General features: G+C 47.1%; 20 protein-coding genes and 1 other annotated feature. Of the genes, 2 read left to right on the forward strand and 18 right to left on the reverse strand.

The window, feature by feature from the left end:
* Positions 1 to 16: 16 nt before the first annotated feature.
* From ruvA to nadB, 8 genes are all read right to left on the reverse strand, one after another.
* Positions 17 to 628, reverse strand: a complete 612-nt coding sequence (gene ruvA, locus M1J35_RS18165; protein WP_034757251.1) for a Holliday junction branch migration protein RuvA — start codon at positions 626 to 628, stop codon at positions 17 to 19.
* A 668-nt stretch (positions 629 to 1,296) separates the two neighbouring features.
* A complete protein-coding gene (locus tag M1J35_RS18170; RefSeq protein ID WP_224519442.1) occupies positions 1,297 to 1,845 on the reverse strand; it encodes an intercompartmental signaling factor BofC in 549 nt (182 codons plus the stop codon).
* Positions 1,846 to 2,004: 159 nt separating this feature from the next.
* A complete protein-coding gene (locus M1J35_RS18175) occupies positions 2,005 to 2,742 on the reverse strand; it encodes a YhcN/YlaJ family sporulation lipoprotein (protein WP_224519441.1) in 738 nt (245 codons plus the stop codon).
* Positions 2,743 to 2,846: 104 nt separating this feature from the next.
* Positions 2,847 to 3,845, reverse strand: coding sequence for a phosphotransferase (locus M1J35_RS18180; RefSeq protein ID WP_224519440.1), 999 nt, complete (start codon positions 3,843 to 3,845; stop codon positions 2,847 to 2,849).
* Positions 3,823 to 5,394 (reverse strand): SafA/ExsA family spore coat assembly protein, encoded by a 1,572-nt coding sequence (safA, locus tag M1J35_RS22765; protein ID WP_305882321.1) that lies wholly within the window; start codon positions 5,392 to 5,394, stop codon positions 3,823 to 3,825. Before safA ends, M1J35_RS18180 begins: the two co-directional genes overlap by 23 nt.
* A 158-nt stretch (positions 5,395 to 5,552) precedes the next feature.
* A complete protein-coding gene (gene nadA, locus M1J35_RS18190; RefSeq protein ID WP_254651871.1) occupies positions 5,553 to 6,659 on the reverse strand; it encodes a quinolinate synthase NadA in 1,107 nt (368 codons plus the stop codon).
* Between the two features lie 2 nt (positions 6,660 to 6,661).
* On the reverse strand, positions 6,662 to 7,507 hold the full coding sequence (gene nadC / locus M1J35_RS18195; protein WP_254651872.1) for a carboxylating nicotinate-nucleotide diphosphorylase: 846 nt from the start codon (positions 7,505 to 7,507) through the stop codon (positions 6,662 to 6,664).
* Positions 7,476 to 9,065, reverse strand: a complete 1,590-nt coding sequence (gene nadB, locus M1J35_RS18200; RefSeq protein WP_254651873.1) for an L-aspartate oxidase — start codon at positions 9,063 to 9,065, stop codon at positions 7,476 to 7,478. The genes nadC and nadB overlap by 32 nt, the downstream gene beginning before the upstream one ends.
* A 121-nt stretch (positions 9,066 to 9,186) precedes the next feature.
* Between nadB and M1J35_RS18205 the strand changes: the two genes are divergently transcribed.
* On the forward strand, positions 9,187 to 10,332 hold the full coding sequence (locus M1J35_RS18205) for an IscS subfamily cysteine desulfurase (protein WP_254651874.1): 1,146 nt from the start codon (positions 9,187 to 9,189) through the stop codon (positions 10,330 to 10,332).
* Positions 10,333 to 10,382: 50 nt separating this feature from the next.
* Positions 10,383 to 10,928, forward strand: coding sequence for a transcription repressor NadR (locus tag M1J35_RS18210; protein WP_254651875.1), 546 nt, complete (start codon positions 10,383 to 10,385; stop codon positions 10,926 to 10,928).
* Positions 10,929 to 11,003: 75 nt separating this feature from the next.
* On the opposite strand, the gene pheA is transcribed toward M1J35_RS18210, so the two are convergent.
* From pheA to M1J35_RS18260, 10 genes are all read right to left on the reverse strand, one after another.
* Positions 11,004 to 11,855, reverse strand: a complete 852-nt coding sequence (pheA, locus tag M1J35_RS18215; protein ID WP_224519434.1) for a prephenate dehydratase — start codon at positions 11,853 to 11,855, stop codon at positions 11,004 to 11,006.
* Between the two features lie 90 nt (positions 11,856 to 11,945).
* Entirely contained in the window at positions 11,946 to 12,338 is a 393-nt protein-coding gene (locus tag M1J35_RS18220; RefSeq protein ID WP_229594185.1) for an ACT domain-containing protein, read from the reverse strand.
* A 191-nt stretch (positions 12,339 to 12,529) separates the two neighbouring features.
* A complete protein-coding gene (gene obgE / locus M1J35_RS18225; protein ID WP_254651876.1) occupies positions 12,530 to 13,816 on the reverse strand; it encodes a GTPase ObgE in 1,287 nt (428 codons plus the stop codon).
* Positions 13,817 to 13,852: 36 nt separating this feature from the next.
* Entirely contained in the window at positions 13,853 to 14,383 is a 531-nt protein-coding gene (locus M1J35_RS18230) for a Spo0B C-terminal domain-containing protein (protein WP_034757231.1), read from the reverse strand.
* A 177-nt stretch (positions 14,384 to 14,560) separates the two neighbouring features.
* Complete coding sequence (gene rpmA / locus M1J35_RS18235) at positions 14,561 to 14,851, reverse strand: 50S ribosomal protein L27 (protein ID WP_034757227.1); 291 nt, start codon at positions 14,849 to 14,851, stop codon at positions 14,561 to 14,563.
* A 12-nt stretch (positions 14,852 to 14,863) separates the two neighbouring features.
* Positions 14,864 to 15,199, reverse strand: coding sequence for a ribosomal-processing cysteine protease Prp (locus M1J35_RS18240; protein ID WP_079532444.1), 336 nt, complete (start codon positions 15,197 to 15,199; stop codon positions 14,864 to 14,866).
* 11 nt (positions 15,200 to 15,210) lie between these two features.
* Complete coding sequence (gene rplU / locus M1J35_RS18245) at positions 15,211 to 15,519, reverse strand: 50S ribosomal protein L21 (protein ID WP_034757222.1); 309 nt, start codon at positions 15,517 to 15,519, stop codon at positions 15,211 to 15,213.
* Between the two features lie 12 nt (positions 15,520 to 15,531).
* Positions 15,532 to 15,610 (reverse strand) — a sequence feature (ribosomal protein L21 leader region).
* A 67-nt stretch (positions 15,611 to 15,677) separates the two neighbouring features.
* Complete coding sequence (locus M1J35_RS18250) at positions 15,678 to 17,123, reverse strand: Rne/Rng family ribonuclease (protein WP_254651877.1); 1,446 nt, start codon at positions 17,121 to 17,123, stop codon at positions 15,678 to 15,680.
* Between the two features lie 99 nt (positions 17,124 to 17,222).
* Positions 17,223 to 18,089 carry a site-2 protease family protein gene (locus M1J35_RS18255; protein ID WP_254651878.1) on the reverse strand — a complete coding sequence of 289 codons (867 nt, stop codon included), beginning with the start codon at positions 18,087 to 18,089 and terminating at the stop codon, positions 17,223 to 17,225.
* Positions 18,082 to 18,858, reverse strand: coding sequence for a M23 family metallopeptidase (locus tag M1J35_RS18260; RefSeq protein ID WP_254651879.1), 777 nt, complete (start codon positions 18,856 to 18,858; stop codon positions 18,082 to 18,084). The genes M1J35_RS18255 and M1J35_RS18260 overlap by 8 nt, the downstream gene beginning before the upstream one ends.
* Positions 18,859 to 19,066: the final 208 nt, after the last annotated feature.

The raw sequence follows: 19,066 nt of genomic DNA on the forward strand, positions 1-19,066 counted from the left end.
CCTTTCATAGCAGTCCTTATTTCAAGAGAAGTTGAAGGGCTTTCCGGATGATTTCATCTGACGAATGCCCTTCCCCTTTCAATTTAGGGGTGATTTTCTTGATTTCGCGTTCAGAGTAGCCCAGGGCTTTAAGGGCAAGGATGGCTTCATCGAATGCCTCGTCCTTTCCATGGGATACTTCCGCCTCCTCATGATCTGAGAACAGGCTTGGGAAATAATCAGGCACAACATCCTGCAGCTTCCCTTTTAAATCGAGGATCATCTGACGTGCCGTCTTCTTCCCTACACCAGGGAACTTCGTCAGGAAACTTTCATTCTCTTCCTCGATCGCCGTGATCACCTGCTGCGGGGCACCTGAAGCCAAAATCGCCAGGGCTCCCTTTGGCCCGATCCCCGATACATTTAATAGTTTCATAAAGAGGAGCTTCTCTTCGATGGCAAGAAACCCGTAAAGGGCGATAAGATCCTCCCTTACATGCTGATATGTAAAAATCTGAATCTCTTGATTTTGATATTTTGAATACACAAATGGATTCGCCGTATACAACTGATACCCGATCCCATTATTCTCCACCACAACATACTCGGGACCCACTTGACTGACCGTCCCTTTTATATACTCATACATTTCATTCTCTCCCCATATATACCACTACTTGGTCTTTCATCTACATTTTCAAAAGACTACTTTGGCAAAGATTGATGTTTTTGATTATAGAATCTGCCTGTGCTCTGTCAATTAAAGTGCGCTGGATGGTGAGGGGAACCGCTTCGCTTTCCGGCGGACGTACGGCCGAGCCTCCTCAGCTTCGCTTCCGGGGTCTCGGCACGCCCGTTTTTCCGCAGGAGTCTTCGCAGTTCCCCTCACCATCTTTCAAGAGTTTTTTCGTGACAGAGCTAGAAGGTCTTTTTCAAATGAAAATAACCTCTTCCCACCCTATAAGAACATTTGCTTAGACAGTTGATTGAAGCGGAAGGTGCTCGACTCCTGCGGGAAATGCTGGACAGGTGAGACCCCACAGGGCTTTAGCCCGAGGAGGCTCACCGCCAGCCCCGCGGAAAGCGAGCACCTGGAGCGGAAATCAACTACATCATGCTCCTCTAGATATCAATAAACCTTACGAAAAGGATCTTCAAAAAGACATATAAAATCTATTGTATCATATCACTATTTGATGGGATGGGAAAGGGAGACCAAAGAGAAACACCTGTTCTTATTTTATCAAAGAATGCGGGGATTGGGCAGAGGAAACGGTAAAATAAAAAACCAGTGGCATATGCACTGGTTCTTTGCTGTTATTTAGGGACGGAATAGGGTTTGTATTGTTCGAGTACCTCTTCATACTCCTGTTTCGACTTAATGGGGATGCCTTTGACGAGGTCATCGTGACGCTTACTTTCAAGCTTCCCTACATCGATCTGGAAAAAGGATTGAATGATTTCCGCCTGTCCGGGTCTCCCGTTAAAGATGGACAGTACTCCCTTATCCGATATACCGAAGTAGCCATTGGTCTTGAGAAGAGGCGAAATATCATCCATCTTCTTCTGGAATACGATCTGTTCTTCCGTCATATCCATCAGCTGCCAGTCATCATACGCAGCCCAGAAGTCTTCCATGCTCCAAATCGTTTCCTGCACGATTTCCTCGCTCACTTCCCCGTCCAGATACACGCGTTCCAATATAACCGTGACCGTATGGGCGGACGCAACCTCAGCAGGGGTTTCGTTCAGCATCTCCAGGGAACTGCCGTCTGCAGCCTGTTTTTCCTCTGTATAAAAAAACGTGAAATAAAACGCACCGACTAACAACAATACCATAAACACGATTCGAACCTTCATCGTCATCGTGATCACCTCGAACTTGATTTATGTAACGCTCTATCCACTAGTCTTACCAAAGCCTGTTAAGAATATCCAACCTGCCCCAAACTTTTTAGGGACGGACCTCACCCGCAAAAAAAAGACTACCCAAGAGTTCTCACTCTTTAAGTAGTCCATCCTTGTTTATCGGTTGATGCGGTCCTTTACCGACCGGAACATATCATGCATGTCGAAGTTGAGAGCGTCCCTCGGGCCGCCGTCACGTAAATCATTGTCGATGTTTCTTACCCGGCTGAAGGTTCCTTCATCCGTCACCACTGAAACCGTTCTCCCGTTCAGATAAGGCTGCACGGCTTCTTTTACACGTGCTTTCGTTTCCTCGATCTTACTATGGTCATCAAGCTCAATGGCTATGAGGACGTCTGAACCATAGGCGACGGCACGAACGTCACTGACGTTCTCCACCTTCCCCGTCACATCGCCTATCTTCTCGGCCAGATCCCCTTCGTAAGCTGTATAATAGGATCTTCTTGCAGATCGGGTATTATCATCAAGGTGACCGTGATAATTCGCATCCCCATGGCTTGCACGGGCGTCCCTTGCCAAGAAGTTCTTGTCATAATCGGCAAGCGGCCGGGATGGGTTCTTAGGGTTTCCATTCTCATCCCTCACCTGAAGGAACTGGCGTTTCTTTTGACGGATATCCTGCCCTTCTTTTCCGGCAGAGTGATCATACATTTCAGTCAGAGGTCCGTCCCTCTCGTCCCGGTTGTCCCCGCCATGTCCCTCGTTGGAGTAGAAGCCGAGTGGCTCGTAGGAGTCTGAATAACGGTCTTGGGCTTTTTCTTCTCCACTGTTACAAGCAGCAAGACCCAGGGTCATGACGGCTGTTAATGGTACCATGAATAATCGTTTATTCAAGTTACGTTTCCCCCTTCAACCCAATACTTGAGCATTCTTTCTGCTCACCATTAGGTTGTGAAAGGAGATTCTCTTTCATTCGGGTCAATGTTTGGAGACATCCCCTACAATTGGGTATTGATCCTTTTCACTTCTCCATGCAGTTCTTGATTAAATTGCATCCGCTGGGAGAATTGCTGGATCGTCAAGTTCGTTAAATAACCCCATACACGCTGTTTGTACGATTGATCTTCCCTGATGAATCGGTTCCACTCCCTGAATACATCGGATGGATACATCAATCCGATGTGAAAGATAAGATGATCGCGATAAGTATGGAAGTGTTCCATTTCTTTGATATCACTGAGGGACCAATTTAAATAAGGCAAGATCCGATTGCAGTATTGCAGGTCGTCCGTTATTTCCGTGGAGAGTGACATAAGATCAAAGTCGATCAAATAGACAACCCCGTTCTTTCCCCTTAAGAAATTATGATGCGCCACATCTCCATGGGTGATGCAGTCCCCATGTTCATGGATGCCGACCGATTTCAATTCTTTAAGTGCCCATTTCCCCCACTCTAAATACGTATATAAGTAATATGGCTGAATGAATGCCTGCAAATAGGGGAGATTATATTGAAACTGCATCAGCCGTTTTTTCCATTTCTTCAGCCAGTGATAGTGAGGAATCTCTTCTGTCCATGAACCATGGATGGTCTTTGAAACGGCATGAAACTTTTTCAATACGTGCAGTGCATCATCCCTGTCAACCGCCTGGTCGTAATGAATGGCCTTTGACGTGTCCAGCCACATCGTAATACCGATGGGGAATCCTTCAAATAATAAAAGCTCCCGTTCATGAATAGGATGAAACGGCAGGACATGATAGAACTTTTCCCTTAAAAGGGTTGAAATCAGCCGTTCCTGTAGGAGGAACTTCAATTGATTGGGAAATCGCTTGACGAACCATTTACTCCCATGGCTTTTTAGCATCCATTTTCCTTCTTTAATCGTTTTCAGTGATGCCCCGGGATCCTTTAATTTATATTGCAAAAAAGAAAGGAGACGATGTGAATAATCGTCCCCTCGTGCATGCATCTTATCCCTCAAAATCATCGTCATTGAAATTCGGCATGCTGAATGCTCTTGGACCAAACATTCCCGGTGATCCCATTTGCATACCCTGGCCTTGAGGTCCCATTGGCATCCCCTGAGGGCCCATTCCCATTCCCTGACCTTGAGGTCCCATCGGCATTCCTTGACCAGGCATTCCCTGCCCCATCATTCCCGGACCGTAGCCGTATGGCTGTTGCATTCCTTGAGGCATCTGCTGCGACATCATCGGTTGATGCATCATTTGACCATATTGAGGTCCACCGCATCCGCAATCCCCCTGGTCACTTGCTCCCATCACATTGGATGGCTGACCCATAGGCGTTTGATACTGTGCTCCCATCACATTGGACGGTTGGCCCATCGGCATTTGATATCCGCCCATGGAAGGCGACTCCTCAGACATCATTCCCTGTACCTGGCCTCCAGGTCCCATCGGATACCCGCCCGGCATGCCGCCTTGGAATCCCGGTCCCGGCATGACTGGGGAGACAGGATAGCAGTTCTGTGGATACGGCATGTATGGAGCCTGTTGCTGTGGCATTTGAACAGAAGGGTAGTTCTCTTCTGATGCACCCATTACTCCAGAAGGCTGACCCATCGGCTGCTGCATCGGCATTTGCATCGGTTGCTGCATATGCATCGGCATCTGCATTGGCTGCTGCATCGGCATTTGTCCTTGTGGCATATACGGCATAACAGAGGACGACTCTTCGTCATATCCCATTTGCGGCATCATCGGCATGTTCTGCATTCCTGGCATCGATTGAGCACCTTGAACCTGACTGCCAGGTCCCATAGGCATCCCTTGACCCATTGGCATCCCTTGACCCATTGGCATTCCTTGGCCCATTGGCATCCCTTGGCCCATTGGCATTCCATATCCTGCTCCTGGATGCATTCCATGTGGCGGACAGAAACCTGATCCTGGCATGACCGGGGAGACAGGTACGCAATTATTCGGGTTATAATACATAGGCTGGGTGTTCCCTCCTTGTGGTTGTGATGGCATTTGTAAGCTTTCCTCTTCTTGAACACCTTTTACGGCTTCCTGCTTTGGTTTTGGCATCGGCTTAGGCTGTTCTTTTGCTTTAGGGAGTACGTTGGTAGGTTTAGGCGGTGATTTAGGTTTTGGCATTGGTTTAGCCTGTTGCTTCGGCTGCTGTACTTGCATGTTTGCCATATTCATCATGTAATAGTTGTTAATATCGATTTCCGGTACGACTGGTTTCGGCATTTTTGGTGCAAAAGGCTTTTGTACTTCTTTCGGCATTTCTTTCTTTGGTTCTTCGACCGGCATGGCCATAGGCTTCTGCTCTTTGAATGGATGCTCTGCTTTAGGCATCTCCTTCATCGGCATCTCTTTGGATCCGTATTTGATTTGTGTCTCTTTCTTTACGGTTCCGCCTGTAGTCGGCACTTTTATCTTCATGCCGGGCATGATCATATCGGGATTTGAAAGCTGGGCATTCATCTGTTTTAATTCTTCGAAATTCACGCCATACTTCTTGGCGATCTTCCAAAGAGTATCCCCTTTTTGAACGATATGGATTTTCACTCTTTTTCCCTCCTCAGGCATAAGTCTATATATCCTATGACAAGATAGGCAAATTGCTAATCATCTACATAAAAACTTATGAGATATGAAAAAAAAATATACCGTATCCTGGATAGGGACGGTATATTTCAGCTTGTTCATTTTTATAATCGCTTGCATCAAGCACGTGTCAACATGCGGTCTAAAGCAAAGAGTGCATTCTTCGAAACATCTCGATCCACCTTGATGATATTTTCGGGATTTTGTTCCATTATTTTTTCCAACGACCAAAGGAGATGTGGTAAATCGATCCGGTTCATCGTTAAGCAGGGGCACATATATGGATTCAGGGAAACGATCCGTTTATCCGGATGCTCTTTGATCAGCCGTTTCACAAGATTCATCTCAGTCCCGATGGCAAAGGCAGATCCGGAAGGTGATCCTTCAATCGTTTCTATAATATATTTTGTACTGCCATTCAAATCGGAATTCTCCACTACTTCCCGGCGGCATTCAGGATGAACGATGATTTTCATATCAGGATGATTTTCACGGATATCCTCGATATTTTTCACAGTGAAATTTTCATGCACCGAGCAATGACCCTTCCATAGGATCACTTTCACTTCTTCCATGTCGCCATCATAGATAAGCTCGTTTTGAATGGGATCCCAGACGGCCATCTCACTTAAGGAAACACCAAGATCAGCCGCCGTATTGCGTCCTAAATGCTGATCAGGCAAGAACAGGATACGCTGTTTCTCTCCCAATGCCCATTCAACCATTTTGTGGGCATTGGAAGATGTAACCGTGGCTCCCCCATTCTTTCCGACAAAGCTTTTGATGGCTGCAGTCGAATTCACATACGTAAGGGGGATGATACTGTCACCGAACATCTCCATGAGCTTCCCCCACGCCTTTTCGGTCTGATAAATATCTGCCATATCCGCCATGGAACATCCGGCCCTCATATCCGGCAAGATGACCACTTGATGATCCTCCGTCAGGATATCTGCCGTTTCAGCCATGAAATGGACCCCGCAAAACACAATGAACTCCGCTTCTTTATTCTCAGCCGACAGTTGGGCAAGCTGCAGGGAGTCACCAACGGCGTCGGCAAATTGGATCACTTCGTCTTTTTGATAATGATGCCCGGGAATAAAAAGCTTCTTTCCCAACTGCCGCTTGATTTCCCTCACTCTATTTTCCATCTCTTCCGTCGAAAGGCTGGTGAGTGATTCAGGCAGGACGTTCGTTTCTTTCGTTAATTCTTCGAGTAATCCCATGTTCATACCCCTTTTCCTATTCGTACTCTTGCACTGATATCAAGTGATTTCACAGAATGGGTCAAGTACCCGAGGGAGATATAATGAACCCCTGACCCCGCATAGGCATGAAGGCTCTCCCTGGTGATGCCGCCAGATGCTTCCGTCACGATATGAGGCGGCACAAGATGTATCCACTCCTTAATCGTCGACGGAGTACAGTTATCGAACATGATGACATCTGCCCCTGCATCAATCGCTTCCAATAATTGTTCCTTCGTTTCAATTTCGACTTCCACTTTCACCATATGACCGATTCGCTTTTTCACCTGCTTGACAGCCTCGGTGATCGACCCGGCGAATGAAATGTGATTATCCTTTAACATGACCGCATCATAAAGACCATTTCTGTGGTTGAACCCGCCCCCGGTCCTTACAGCGTACTTCTCAAGCATCCGGAGACCTGGCGTTGTTTTCCGCGTATCACACAGCCGGACCCCGGTGCCTTTCACCTGTTCAACCGCACGGTACGTTGCCGTTGCAATACCGCTCATTCGCTGGATCAGATTGAGGACCACCCTTTCCCCTTGGAGGAGATCCCCCATCGGACCACGGACCTCAGCAATTGATTGTCCCGCTTCCACCCAATCACCATCGGCAGCAAATACCTGGACATCCACTTTGGGATCCATAAGAGAAAAGCCGATTTCAATCACATTTCTTCCACAAAAAACACCCTGTTCTTTCATAAATAGTGAAAAGGAGCCTTCATCGCTTTTACTGAACAAGAATTCAGACGATAGATCACCATCACCCAGATCTTCCTGGTAAAACGTTTCAAGCATAGATTTTAGTTTCATTTTGTTCATGATCGTCCACCCTCAAGCGCCCTTCATTTTTTTGTAGAACCATTTTCCGTTTCAACCATCCTGCATTATCTTCCTTAGGGAAATCTGCCCGGATGTGGCCTCCCCTGCTTTCAGTCCTTAATAGTGCAGACTCTGTAATAAGGAGGCTTACGATCCACATGAAATACAAGTGAATTTCTTCACGTGAATTAAAATCAATATGCTCACAGAAGGTAAGGGGCTGTTCTTTTAACCACTTCAAATGAGCGGATAAGCCTTCCCCCCTCCGAATGATTCCGACGTGATTCATCATTCCTTCTTTTAATTCGTGTGCATGAAAAGGAATCGATAATGGGTCCCCTTCCTCAATCCGGTCCAATGGGGAATGCTCATGTGCGGAGAATAAGGCTCCACTCCCCTTCAAATATTCACCGAGCCGCTCCCCGTACACCAATCCTTCCAGCAGGGAATTACTCGCCAAACGATTTGCTCCGTGGATGCCGCTGCATGCCACTTCCCCGATGGCATAAAGTCCTGGAATATTGGTCCTCCCTGCCCGATCCGTGACGATCCCGCCCATCATAAAATGACAACCAGGGGAAACAGGGATTCTCCCTTCCCCGATTGGAATGTGATGTTTTATACATAAGGCGGTAATAGAAGGGAACTTCCTTTGAAAGTCTTCTATTCTACTAATATCCAGATACACATTTCTTCCTTTCCGTCGTTCCTTGTATATACACTCCGCCACAATATGCCTAGGCGCGAGTTCCAGGAGGGGATCGATGCCCTCCATGATCCTTTTTCCCTCGTCATTCAGGAGTATGGCTCCCTCTCCTCTCACCGCCTCTGAAATCAGACCGCATGTTTTCCCCTCCGACCAAAGGAGCGTCGGATGAAACTGAATGAATTCCATATCGGAAAGTCTTGCTCCTGCAAGAAAGGCAAGGGCCATGCCATCTCCCGTCACGGACGGATGATTGGATGTAGACGGATATAACCCACCGATTCCCCCTGTTGCAAGGACAATATGAGGAGCATAGTAAAGGCGGATGGCGTCATCTTTATCCTTTGTCTTCACCCCGCAGCAGTGTCCCCTGTCATTTTTGACAAGTTCGTACACCATTTCCTGTTCCACAAATCGAACCTTTTCCTGTGAAAGGGATTTCAATAAATGGTTCATTAAATATTTCCCCGTCTGATCCCCCCCGCTATGAAGGATTCGATGTTCACTATGGGCCCCTTCCATTCCAAGAGAAAGGCTTCCATCCTCTTTCCGATCGAAAGGTACCCCTTCATACACCAGGGATTCCACGATCCTCTTTCCATCTGTTATAAGCTCTTTCACACTGTCTTCAGGCTGGTGATAGCATCCTGCTTCCAATGTATCCTTTATGTGGGCATGGACAGAATCCTTCAGTCCTACAGGTGCCGCAATCCCGCCTTGAGCGAGATACGAGTTACCGCTTTCGATTTCACCCTTTGTGATAATCATCACATAATAATGATCTTGAAGTCTCCGTGCCAATTGCAAAGCGGCAATGCCACTTCCTACGATGATTATATCGGCTTTTTCCATCAAAAACCCTCCTGATTATTTACAGGTGTCTTGACACATATATTTACACATATTTAAACTAATGACAAGAGTTTTTTACAAGACTCATATATTCAGACAATTCCCATTAAAGGCAGGTTACATGATGAACTATTTTGATTATGCCGCTACAACTCCTGTAGATGCAGAGAGTTTAGACGTATTTCGGACCGTTAGTGAAGAATTCTGGGGCAACCCCAGCTCTCTTCACGATATCGGAGGGAAAGCAGAGCAGCTCCTTTCAAGATGCAGAGAAAAACTGGCTGGGCTGCTCGGCGTCCCCTCCAAAGGGATCCACTTTACTTCCGGAGGGACGGAAGGGAACCATTTAGCCCTCGTCACCCTGGCACTAAGTAGGCAAAAAAAAGGGAAACACATCATCATCGGAGGAGGCGAGCATTCTTCCCTGCATTCCGCAGCCGCTTTCCTTCAGGGGCTGGGCTTTACTGTCACGAAAATCCCTTTCACTTCTGAAGGCCTGGTCGATCTACTTGTTCTAAAACAATCGCTTACAGAACAGACGACCGTCGTGAGCATCGGGCACGTCAATGGGGAGATTGGAACGATCCAGCCACTCCATGCCATCCATGATCTACTGAAACATCGTCATATCCTTTTTCACAGCGATATGGTTCAATCATTCGGAAAAATGGACGTCACGGAATTTACGTCCAAGGTCGACAGCTTCACCCTTTCATCCCATAAGATTTACGGTCCCAAAGGTGCCGGCGCATGTTATATCAATCCTAGCCTCGACATCACCCCCATGATACCGGGACAAACCCATGAAGACGGCTTCAGGGGGGGAACGGTGAATCTTCCGGGGATAGCGGGATTTGTGACAGCCGCTGATCTATGCTACCGTTCCTTGGCAACGTCTCATTACATGGGGTTGAGAACTCATTTCTTAAAAGGACTGAAAGAACAGCTGCCCGGCCGGTACACTCTTTATGAAGGGCCTGCACATGCCCAGCTGCCGCATGTCATCGGTCTTGGCATCCATGGCCTTGAAGGTCAGTGGCTTATGCTTGAATGCAACAGGCGCGGAATGGGGATCTCAACGGGCAGTGCATGCGGTGCCAGTTCACACGACTTACCCAAGACCCTTCAGAGTATGGGCGTCAGTCAGAGAGCAGGGAAAGAATTCATCCGGATATCATTTGGAAGGGAGACAACGGAGGAACACATAACAGAATTGGTCCACGCGTTGTCTGACATATATGCGTCCCTGACCTCTCCCTTAACTTGAAGACCCGGTTGTGATATGATTTCCTATATCGATTGGGGACGGAGGAGATAATGTTGGCAGGAAAAAAAATCCTGGGAGAAGAAAGAAGACAGTGGATCCTCGATAAGCTAATGACGAAGCAAGCCCCGATTACAGGGGGAGAGCTCGCGAAGCAGACTAATGTCAGCCGGCAGGTGATCGTCAGTGACATCACCTTACTTAAAGCCAAAGGCGAACCCATCATCGCGACGAGTCAAGGCTACTTGTTCATGCCTGCCTCGAATCAGGATACGATGGTTGAACGCACGGTCGCTTGCAGGCATCACCCTCACCGGTCGGAAGAAGAACTCTTTTTACTTGTCGATCACGGGGTCACAGTCAAGGATGTCAGGATCGAACACGGTGTGTATGGTGATCTGACCGCGTCCATCATGGTGTCAAACCGTAAGGAAGTCGAGCAATTCATGAAGAAGATCGAAGAAACCGGGGCATCCTTCCTATCAGAATTGACCGACGGTGTCCATTTACATACACTGATGGCCCAAACGGAACAAACATTGGATAAAGCAGAAGATGCGCTTCGCGAAGCAGGCTTCTTGATTCAGGGGGATTTATAGGACTGAGAGCGGCATATCCTATTATGAAAACCGCGAAAAAAAAGGCAGAATCCACAAGGAATCTGCCTTTTTTCTTTAGTTATCCAGTAAATAAGAAGAATATGTCCCAATCATTTTTACCGTGCATCCGAGGGCTTCCATTTCACTGATGGCTCCGGGAAGGAGGACATCATCCATTTCATGGGCCACATCAATCAAGAAGAAATAATCACCGAGCCCCGTTTTCAAGGGTCTTGATTCAATTTTACTTAAATTCAGCTGTCTCCAGGCAAACGTGGACAATACCTGATGAAGCGCACCCGATCTGTCTTTCGGAAGAGTCACCATCAAGGTTGTCTTCTCCATGCTCTTTTCCTGAGGCAGGGTCAGTGGATCCGGTGTCTTATGTAAGACGATGAACCTCGTATGATTATAGGCAAAATCATGAATGTTTTCATGCAGGATGTTCAATCCGTATTTTTCTGCTGCCAGCTCGTTGCCGATCGCCCCAAGGAATGAATCAGGATTCTCACTTACGAATTTAGCAGCGGCAGCCGTACTCGTCGTCTGCTCCAATGGCACCCCGCGAAACTGCTTATGTAAAAATTTATGACACTGTGCCAATGCGTGGGAATGGGAAAGGACTTTCCCGATCCGGTCTTCGCTGTCACTCCACGCGGGATGAATCATTAAGTGCTGCTGAATGGCGGACGTCAATTCAGCGACAATCGCTAAGTTCGCTTCATGAAACAAATAATCCACCGTAATATGTACCGAGCCTTCCAGGGCATTCTCCAAAGGCACCACGGCGTAATCCACTTCACTCTCGATCACTGCCTCGATGCAATCGGGTATCGTCACATACGAAACCGTTTCTTCTTCGGGAAAAGCCTTCTTGACGGCTAAATCTGTAAAGGAAGCCTGTGGTCCTAAATATGCAATTTTCACTCTGATCTTCCTCTCACACTATTGAAATTTATTGAACATTCTAACACGTATGGGATCAAAGGGAAAGGTTTTCCCATAAAAAAAGAAGCGTCAGGCTCCGGAACCCAACACTTCTACTTTCTCGACAAATTCCAAACGACGGAGCTTTGAGAGCAAGTCTTCCAATCCGATCGTGAGGTCCGTCACATTCAAGGAGAGGGTGACATTCGCCCTTCCCTGCAGCGGGATCGTCTGATGAATCGTTAATATATTGCAACCATGCTTGGCTGTTTCACTTAATAGATGAGACAGTGTCCCTGACCGGTCCTCCAAATGAAAGAACAGGGTGATGATCCTTTCCTTCACGATGGTGTGGAAAGGAAAGACCGTATCCCGGTATTTGTAAAAGGCACTCCGGCTCAAATCGACCCGGTGGACCGCTTCCCATACGGAATCCGCCTTGCCTCTTTCAATCAATTCTTTTGCATCCAGGGTTTTCTTCATCGCTTCCGGCAGCACGTCTTCACGCACCAAATAAAACTTGCCTTCTTGAAATTTTTTCCCCAATGACTATTCCTCCAATTGTCGAGCTGTAGAGGTTCGAATAAAACCGCTTTCGCTCTCTATTGTAAAACAGGTGACGGCAGATTTCAGCCACCACCTGTCAATTCGTCTGAATAGATAAAGGATGAAACTTAATCTACAAATTCGAACTCATATTTAATTAAGCGGATCGTATCGCCATTTTTGGCACCACGTTCACGAAGGGCATCATCCACACCATACGAACGAAGCTGTCTGGCGAAACGTCTTGCCGAATCTTCCCGTGAGAAATCCGTCATCTTGAACAATCTCTCGATCTTCGCACCGCTGACGACGAATGTGCCATCAGGGTCACGGGTGATTTCGAATTCTTTTTCTTCCTCTTCATGCTTATAAAGAACGCGGTGAATACCCGTTTCTTCTTCTTCATGGATCGGGAATTCTTCTGTTGTTTCCACCTTATCCGCAACGGCATACAACAGTTCGGCGAGACCCTGTCTTGTGACCGCGGAGATTGGGAACACAGGATAATCCTCCTGAAGTTTCTCTTTGAAGACCTTCAGATTCTCTTCTGAATCCGGCATGTCCATCTTATTCGCAACGATGACTTGAGGACGCTCTGTCAAACGAAGATTGTATTGCTTAAGCTCTTCATTGATCGTCAGGTAATCCTCGTATGGATCTCTTCCTTCCATTCCGCTCATATCGATGACGTGCACGATGACACGGGTACGTTCAATGTGGCGAAGGAATTGATGTCCTAGCCCCACACCTTCGTGGGCACCTTCGATCAATCCTGGAAGATCGGCCAAGACGAAGCTTCTTCCATCTCCCGTTTCCACCATCCCAAGATTCGGTACGATTGTCGTGAAATGGTAGGAGGCGATCTTAGGCTTCGCTGCTGAAACAACGGAAAGCAGTGTTGATTTCCCTACGCTAGGGAATCCGACCAATCCCACATCAGCAAGAAGCTTCAATTCCATCACGATATAACGTTCTTGACCCGGCTCACCCTTCTCAGACAGCTCCGGTGCAGGATTCGCAGGCGTTGCAAATCGGGAATTCCCTCTTCCGCCGCGTCCACCTTTCGTGATCACCGCACGTTGACCATGCTGTACAAGGTCGGCGATCGTTTCACCTGTGTCATCATCCTTCACAACAGTCCCAGGTGGCACCTTGACCACCATATCCTCTGCATTGCGGCCATGCTGATTCTTACTCATCCCGTGCTCTCCGCGAGGTGCCTTGAAATGACGTTGATAACGGAAATCCATCAACGTCCTTAAGCCTTCGTCCACTTCGAAAATGACGTCTGCTCCGTGACCGCCATCTCCCCCTGCGGGACCACCTTTTGGTACATATTTCTCGCGACGGAAGGCAACCATACCGTTACCGCCGTCACCGCCCTTTGTATAAACCTTGACCTGATCTATAAACATACTTTCACTCCTAACTTATCACTGCAATCGCTTCAATCATTCAGCGATAACATGAACGACAAGAACCTCTTCTTGAAGTTGTTCTAATTCTATATTTTCTCCATTTGATAGTTGATTTTTGATCCAGTCTTCCACTAAGCTTGTACTCTTTAGTATACCTGTGAAATCAAATATAAAACGGGATTGTTCTTTAGTAATGTCAAGTATAATGGATAATTGATTTTCTACATTGTTCATTACATTTGATTCAAGGAATTCCAGAAACTCCTTGCACCAATTGTAAAGTCTTTTGTCTTCAAGCCGGTGAGGCTCGAGTCGAAGGACTTCAAAATCCAGCTTAATCAAATGTCTTGACCAATTATAGGTTAATATCCATTCTGCCAATAATGGCAGCTTCACATTCGAAAGCTTTGATTCATTTTGCGCAACGAGAACCATTTCCTCGATGACCTGTTTCGCCCGCTCCACACGGCCAAGGTCCAGATTCCCTTTAATTAATTGCAAATCATTCATCCAGTCGTGGCGGGCATGCCTCAACGCCTCGACTACACCCCAATTTTCGCTCATAATCTAACTCCTATACTTAAGTGCTACCTGTAAGTATATCAAAGATGGGCGTCGTGCGTATATTGTTTCTGTGAAATTGGTGTATTGTGAACGGAAATCGGATAAGAATCGTCATACCCTTGATAAAAATAAAACTCTAACCGAAAGTCGGTTAGAGTTTTCGTTAAAGATATGCGATTAAGCTTCATTCGCAACTGGGTATACGCTCACTTTTTTCTTGTCACGACCCATGCGTTCGAAACGAACAACACCGTCGGTTTTAGCGAAAAGTGTATCGTCGCCGCCACGGCCGACGTTTAGGCCTGGATAAATTTTCGTACCGCGTTGACGGTAAAGAATTGATCCACCAGAAACCATTTGACCGTCTGCACGCTTAGCACCAAGGCGCTTTGAGATAGAGTCACGACCATTCTTAGTCGAACCTACTCCTTTTTTGGACGCAAAAAACTGAAGGTCTAATCTTAACATCTGTTCCACCTCCTACTTTTTGAAGGTTATTTTAATAAAATCACTATAGTCTCTTTCAATCGTCTGGAGGCTGATCAACATGCCGTCAAGCAGCAGCTGAACCTTGCTCTCCGTTTCTTCCGGAAGATCATCAGGGATGATGCAGCGAAGGAATCCACCATCAGAGGATTGCTCGATGGACGGTTCTACACCGGTTAACGCCATAATGGCATTAATGCTGCCGAATGAAACAGCAGAAGCACCTGCACAGACAATGTCTTGCCCATTTTCGGCAAAATCAGCATGTCCATCCATGGAGAAAGAACGGATTCTTTTCCCGGAGGAACGCTCTACGTAAACGTTAATCATGATCTCACGCCTTACGCGTTGATTTCGTCAATGACAACTTTAGTGTAAGGTTGACGGTGACCTTGCTTACGACGGTAGTTCTTTTTCGCTTTGTATTTGAATACTACAAGCTTTTTCGCGCGGCCTTGTTTTTCAACTTTCGCTGTTACAGTAGCTCCATCCACTAAAGGACTTCCTACTTTCACATCGTCACCACCAACGAATAGAACTTTGTCAAAAGTTACCGTATCGCCTTGTTCAGCGTTTAGCTTTTCGATGTAGATTGCTTGACCAGCTTCTACACGGATTTGCTTACCACCTGTTTCGATAATTGCGTACATAATCGCACCTCCTTATAAACTCAGACTCGCCAATGACAGGTGTTGGAATGCTCCAAGCTTTTGTACCTGTAATGAGCGGTTGTAGCACGGGTGCTACAATCAATAACATTAGAATCCTATCACAAAAATCGATGGACTGTCAATAACATTCAAGAAATTCATAAGATCTTTGTTATCCTGAAATAAGGATGGGTGTGAGTGATTTCCTGAATCACGATCTTTTTATTCAATACTTTCTGGAGTCTCTCGATATGGATGCCCTGTTTTCCAGCAAAACTATCCGCCACATCACGGGTCGCTTCCACTTCAATTCGTGAGCCGTCCATCCCTACACATTCCCACAGCTCCCGTTCGAGCTTGAATGCCATCGTCTCCGGACTCATTTCCCTCCCTGTACCATGACATACCGAGCACGGCCGGGTCAAGGACGCTGCAAGGGGCTGCCGGGTCCTCTTCCTCGTCAATTCCAGGATCCCGAGTTTGGTGAACCCTACGATCGTTGTGCGCTGCCGGTCTGAAAGGAGGGCTTCTGAAAGAGCGTCCATCACTTCCTGGCGGTGGCTGTCCTTTTTCATATCGATGAAATCGATCAGGATCATCCCGCTTAAGTTCCGGATGGTAAGCTGCTTCGCCATTTCTGCCGCCGCGAGTTTATTCGTCTCCAGTATTGTCTGCTCCAGGTTGTCTTTCCCGGTGAATTTTCCGGAATTGACATCCACCACCGTCATCGCTTCCGTTGCTTCAATGATAAGCGTGGCCCCGTTCGGCAGCCACACTATTTTTTTCAGTGCGCTTTCCCATGCAGAGGAAACGTCATAATGTTTAAAAATATTTTCGCTGCCCTGATAAAGCTCGAACTTCCACTTCTCCCTGATTCCCTCACCGCTCATTTCCTCCACTTGAAGAAGGCTGTCATACTCATCAAATACGATCTTCCCGCCCCCACCTTTTTTCAGGTACTCATGGAGATCCTCATAGAAGGTATCCTGTCGGGATAGGAGGGACGGACACTTCGCCCTCAAGGACACCCTCTCAAGACCTTCATAGCGCGTCCGCAAGGAGATGACCTCTTCTTGTAATACTACCTCTTTCACCCCGGAGGCGTTGGTGCGCATCACAATGCCTTCTCCCCCTTGTTTCCACTCATGAGCTAACCGCCTCAACACCTTGCGATTTTCATCATCCACTTTTTTGGAAACCGCCACATAGTACCCCTTTGGCATGTACACCAGATGTTCACCCTTCAGCTCGATGACAGCGGTCAATCTGGCACCCTTCGTCCCCATTTCATCCTTTAAGACCTGAACCATGACTTTTTCTCCTTCATGGACAAGATTCCCGATCGGGGTTGGATCGCTCCCCTCATGATACGCTTTCACATTTTGCGGAAAGTCCTTTTCATGGAGATACCCATTCTTTCCCTGACCAAAATCGACGAACGCCGCCCCGAGTCCCTTTTGGACCTTGATGACCCGCCCCAGGTAAATATTGCCCGTTAAGCTTTCTTCTCCAGGGGGATATGTATATAGACCGATAATTTCATTATGTGAACGGTGTACCCACCGTTTTTCCCTGCCCTTACTGTGTACAATCATTTCTTCCATACCTAAACCTCTTTTCCACAGAAAAACTCATAAGAAAAAAGGGTTGGTTTCAACCCTTTTACCAGTATGCCCTTACTTTATACAGTTCGTATCCATTCGTCAATAAAGGTAGAGAAGATCCTTCGTTTTGGCTGAGGTCATCTTTTCCGCAAAGAAGGCATGGAGCAGCTCGTTCTCATCAAGCTTCCCCACTTCGACACCCTTGTCGAATACAACGAGCGGATGCTTGACCCCCCTCTGAAACCTCTCCACCACCGTTATGATGGATTCTTCACTTTCAATCGGCAATGGCCTCAGTTGCACAAATTGATGACTCTTTCCGTAATACCTCTCCAATAAAAACTTCATAAACGCATATCTCCTCTGCTTCCAGTCGACCCATAGGGAGAAGTACAGGAAGGACAGGACGATCCACAGATTCAAATGCAGGGGAGCGGTTATGAGTACAATCAGATGGAACAACAATAATAATCCAAATGAAAAGAGGAGCGTGTATTCATACGCTCTCAAATAATTAAACTTCGTCGCAAGGAGCAGGGAAACCAACTTTCCCCCGTCCAATGGCCAGATAGGCAGGAGGTTAAACAGCAACACCATCATATTCAATTGAAAGAAAAGCGAAAAGGTGTCCTGACTGATCACGCCAAACTCCAAGAGACCGAAGCCGACCGCAATGAGCCAGACGTGCTGTAAGGGACCAGCTGCCACCACCCAAAACTCCTCCATTAAGGAACGGTTCCCATGCTCATCCATCTCCGCGACGCCCCCAAAGGGTAACAGGGCTATTCTTTTCACCCTCCAAGAAAAGGATTGAGCCATGATCCCATGGCCAAGTTCATGGATCGTGATGATGACGAGGAGCAGGATCAGTTCAAAGAAGTGGGCCGTCATGATGGCAATCCCGATCACAAGCCACAGCAAGGGATGGACGTAAAATTTCTTCAATAGCGAAAGGATATTAGTCAAATGACATCACCTGGATCGGGTCGATGAATTCATCACCCATTTTAATCGCGAAATAAAACTCGCCCGTTGCTTCGTCTTGACTGCTGGATGAAACCTTCCCTACAAGGGAGCCCTTCTTGATTGATTCATACTGCTTCACATCAATCGATTCCAAATTTCCGTACCACGATTCTGATTTATCCGCATGTTGAATGACCACCGTATTCCCCAGCTCCTCCTTTTTCCCAGCAAATAGAACCAAACCTCCCTTCATGGCCGTTACATCCTCACCAAGGACCGTCTGAAGCATGATTCCCTGCCCATTGGTCTTAAAATTCTCTACGACCTTCCCGGAAGCAGGCCTTGCATATTCAGCGCTTTGTTCTGATGCGGATTCTTTGCCCGAATTACTTGCAGGCAATAAAGCAAGTGGTTTTCCGAACTGATCTTCATACCAGGTGGAAATGGCGGCGAATTGGAACTCCGTATCCATCGTCTTCATGACAACGGTTCTTGCGTCAGTGAATGCCGGAGAAGGGCTTTTGAACATGATGGCCGTCACCAATACCATGATCCCCGCCCCGAGTATTTTCAGCATGAAGGTTTCTTTCTTAAAAAGAGGATGGACCCCTTCCGGTGGAGGACCGCCTTCAAAGCTTGTCTGACGCTCCATTCCATAGCGCTCCTCATCCGACGGCAGAAAGTGCGATGGATTCGTACCAGAACCTGTTCCACCCATCTTTTTTCGTTTGGCTATCCGCTTCCGTATTTCATCCGCTCGATTCCCCATGTACATCATTCCTTTTTATAAGGTATTGTTCATAACCAGTGATTGGCTTGGTCCATTCCTGCTGATGGGCAAACGGGTGTCAGATCCACACCAAGATTCCATTACACATGTTTTGCTACAATGTATGACTTGTCCCGTGGGAATATTCATGAAGAACACAAAAAGTCCCGGCAGGACGCATCATGCGACCTGCCGGGACCGGCGATAT

Origin of the sequence: Rossellomorea sp. KS-H15a (assembly GCF_024195245.1) — a bacterium.
GTDB lineage: Bacteria > Bacillota > Bacilli > Bacillales > Bacillaceae_B > Rossellomorea > Rossellomorea vietnamensis.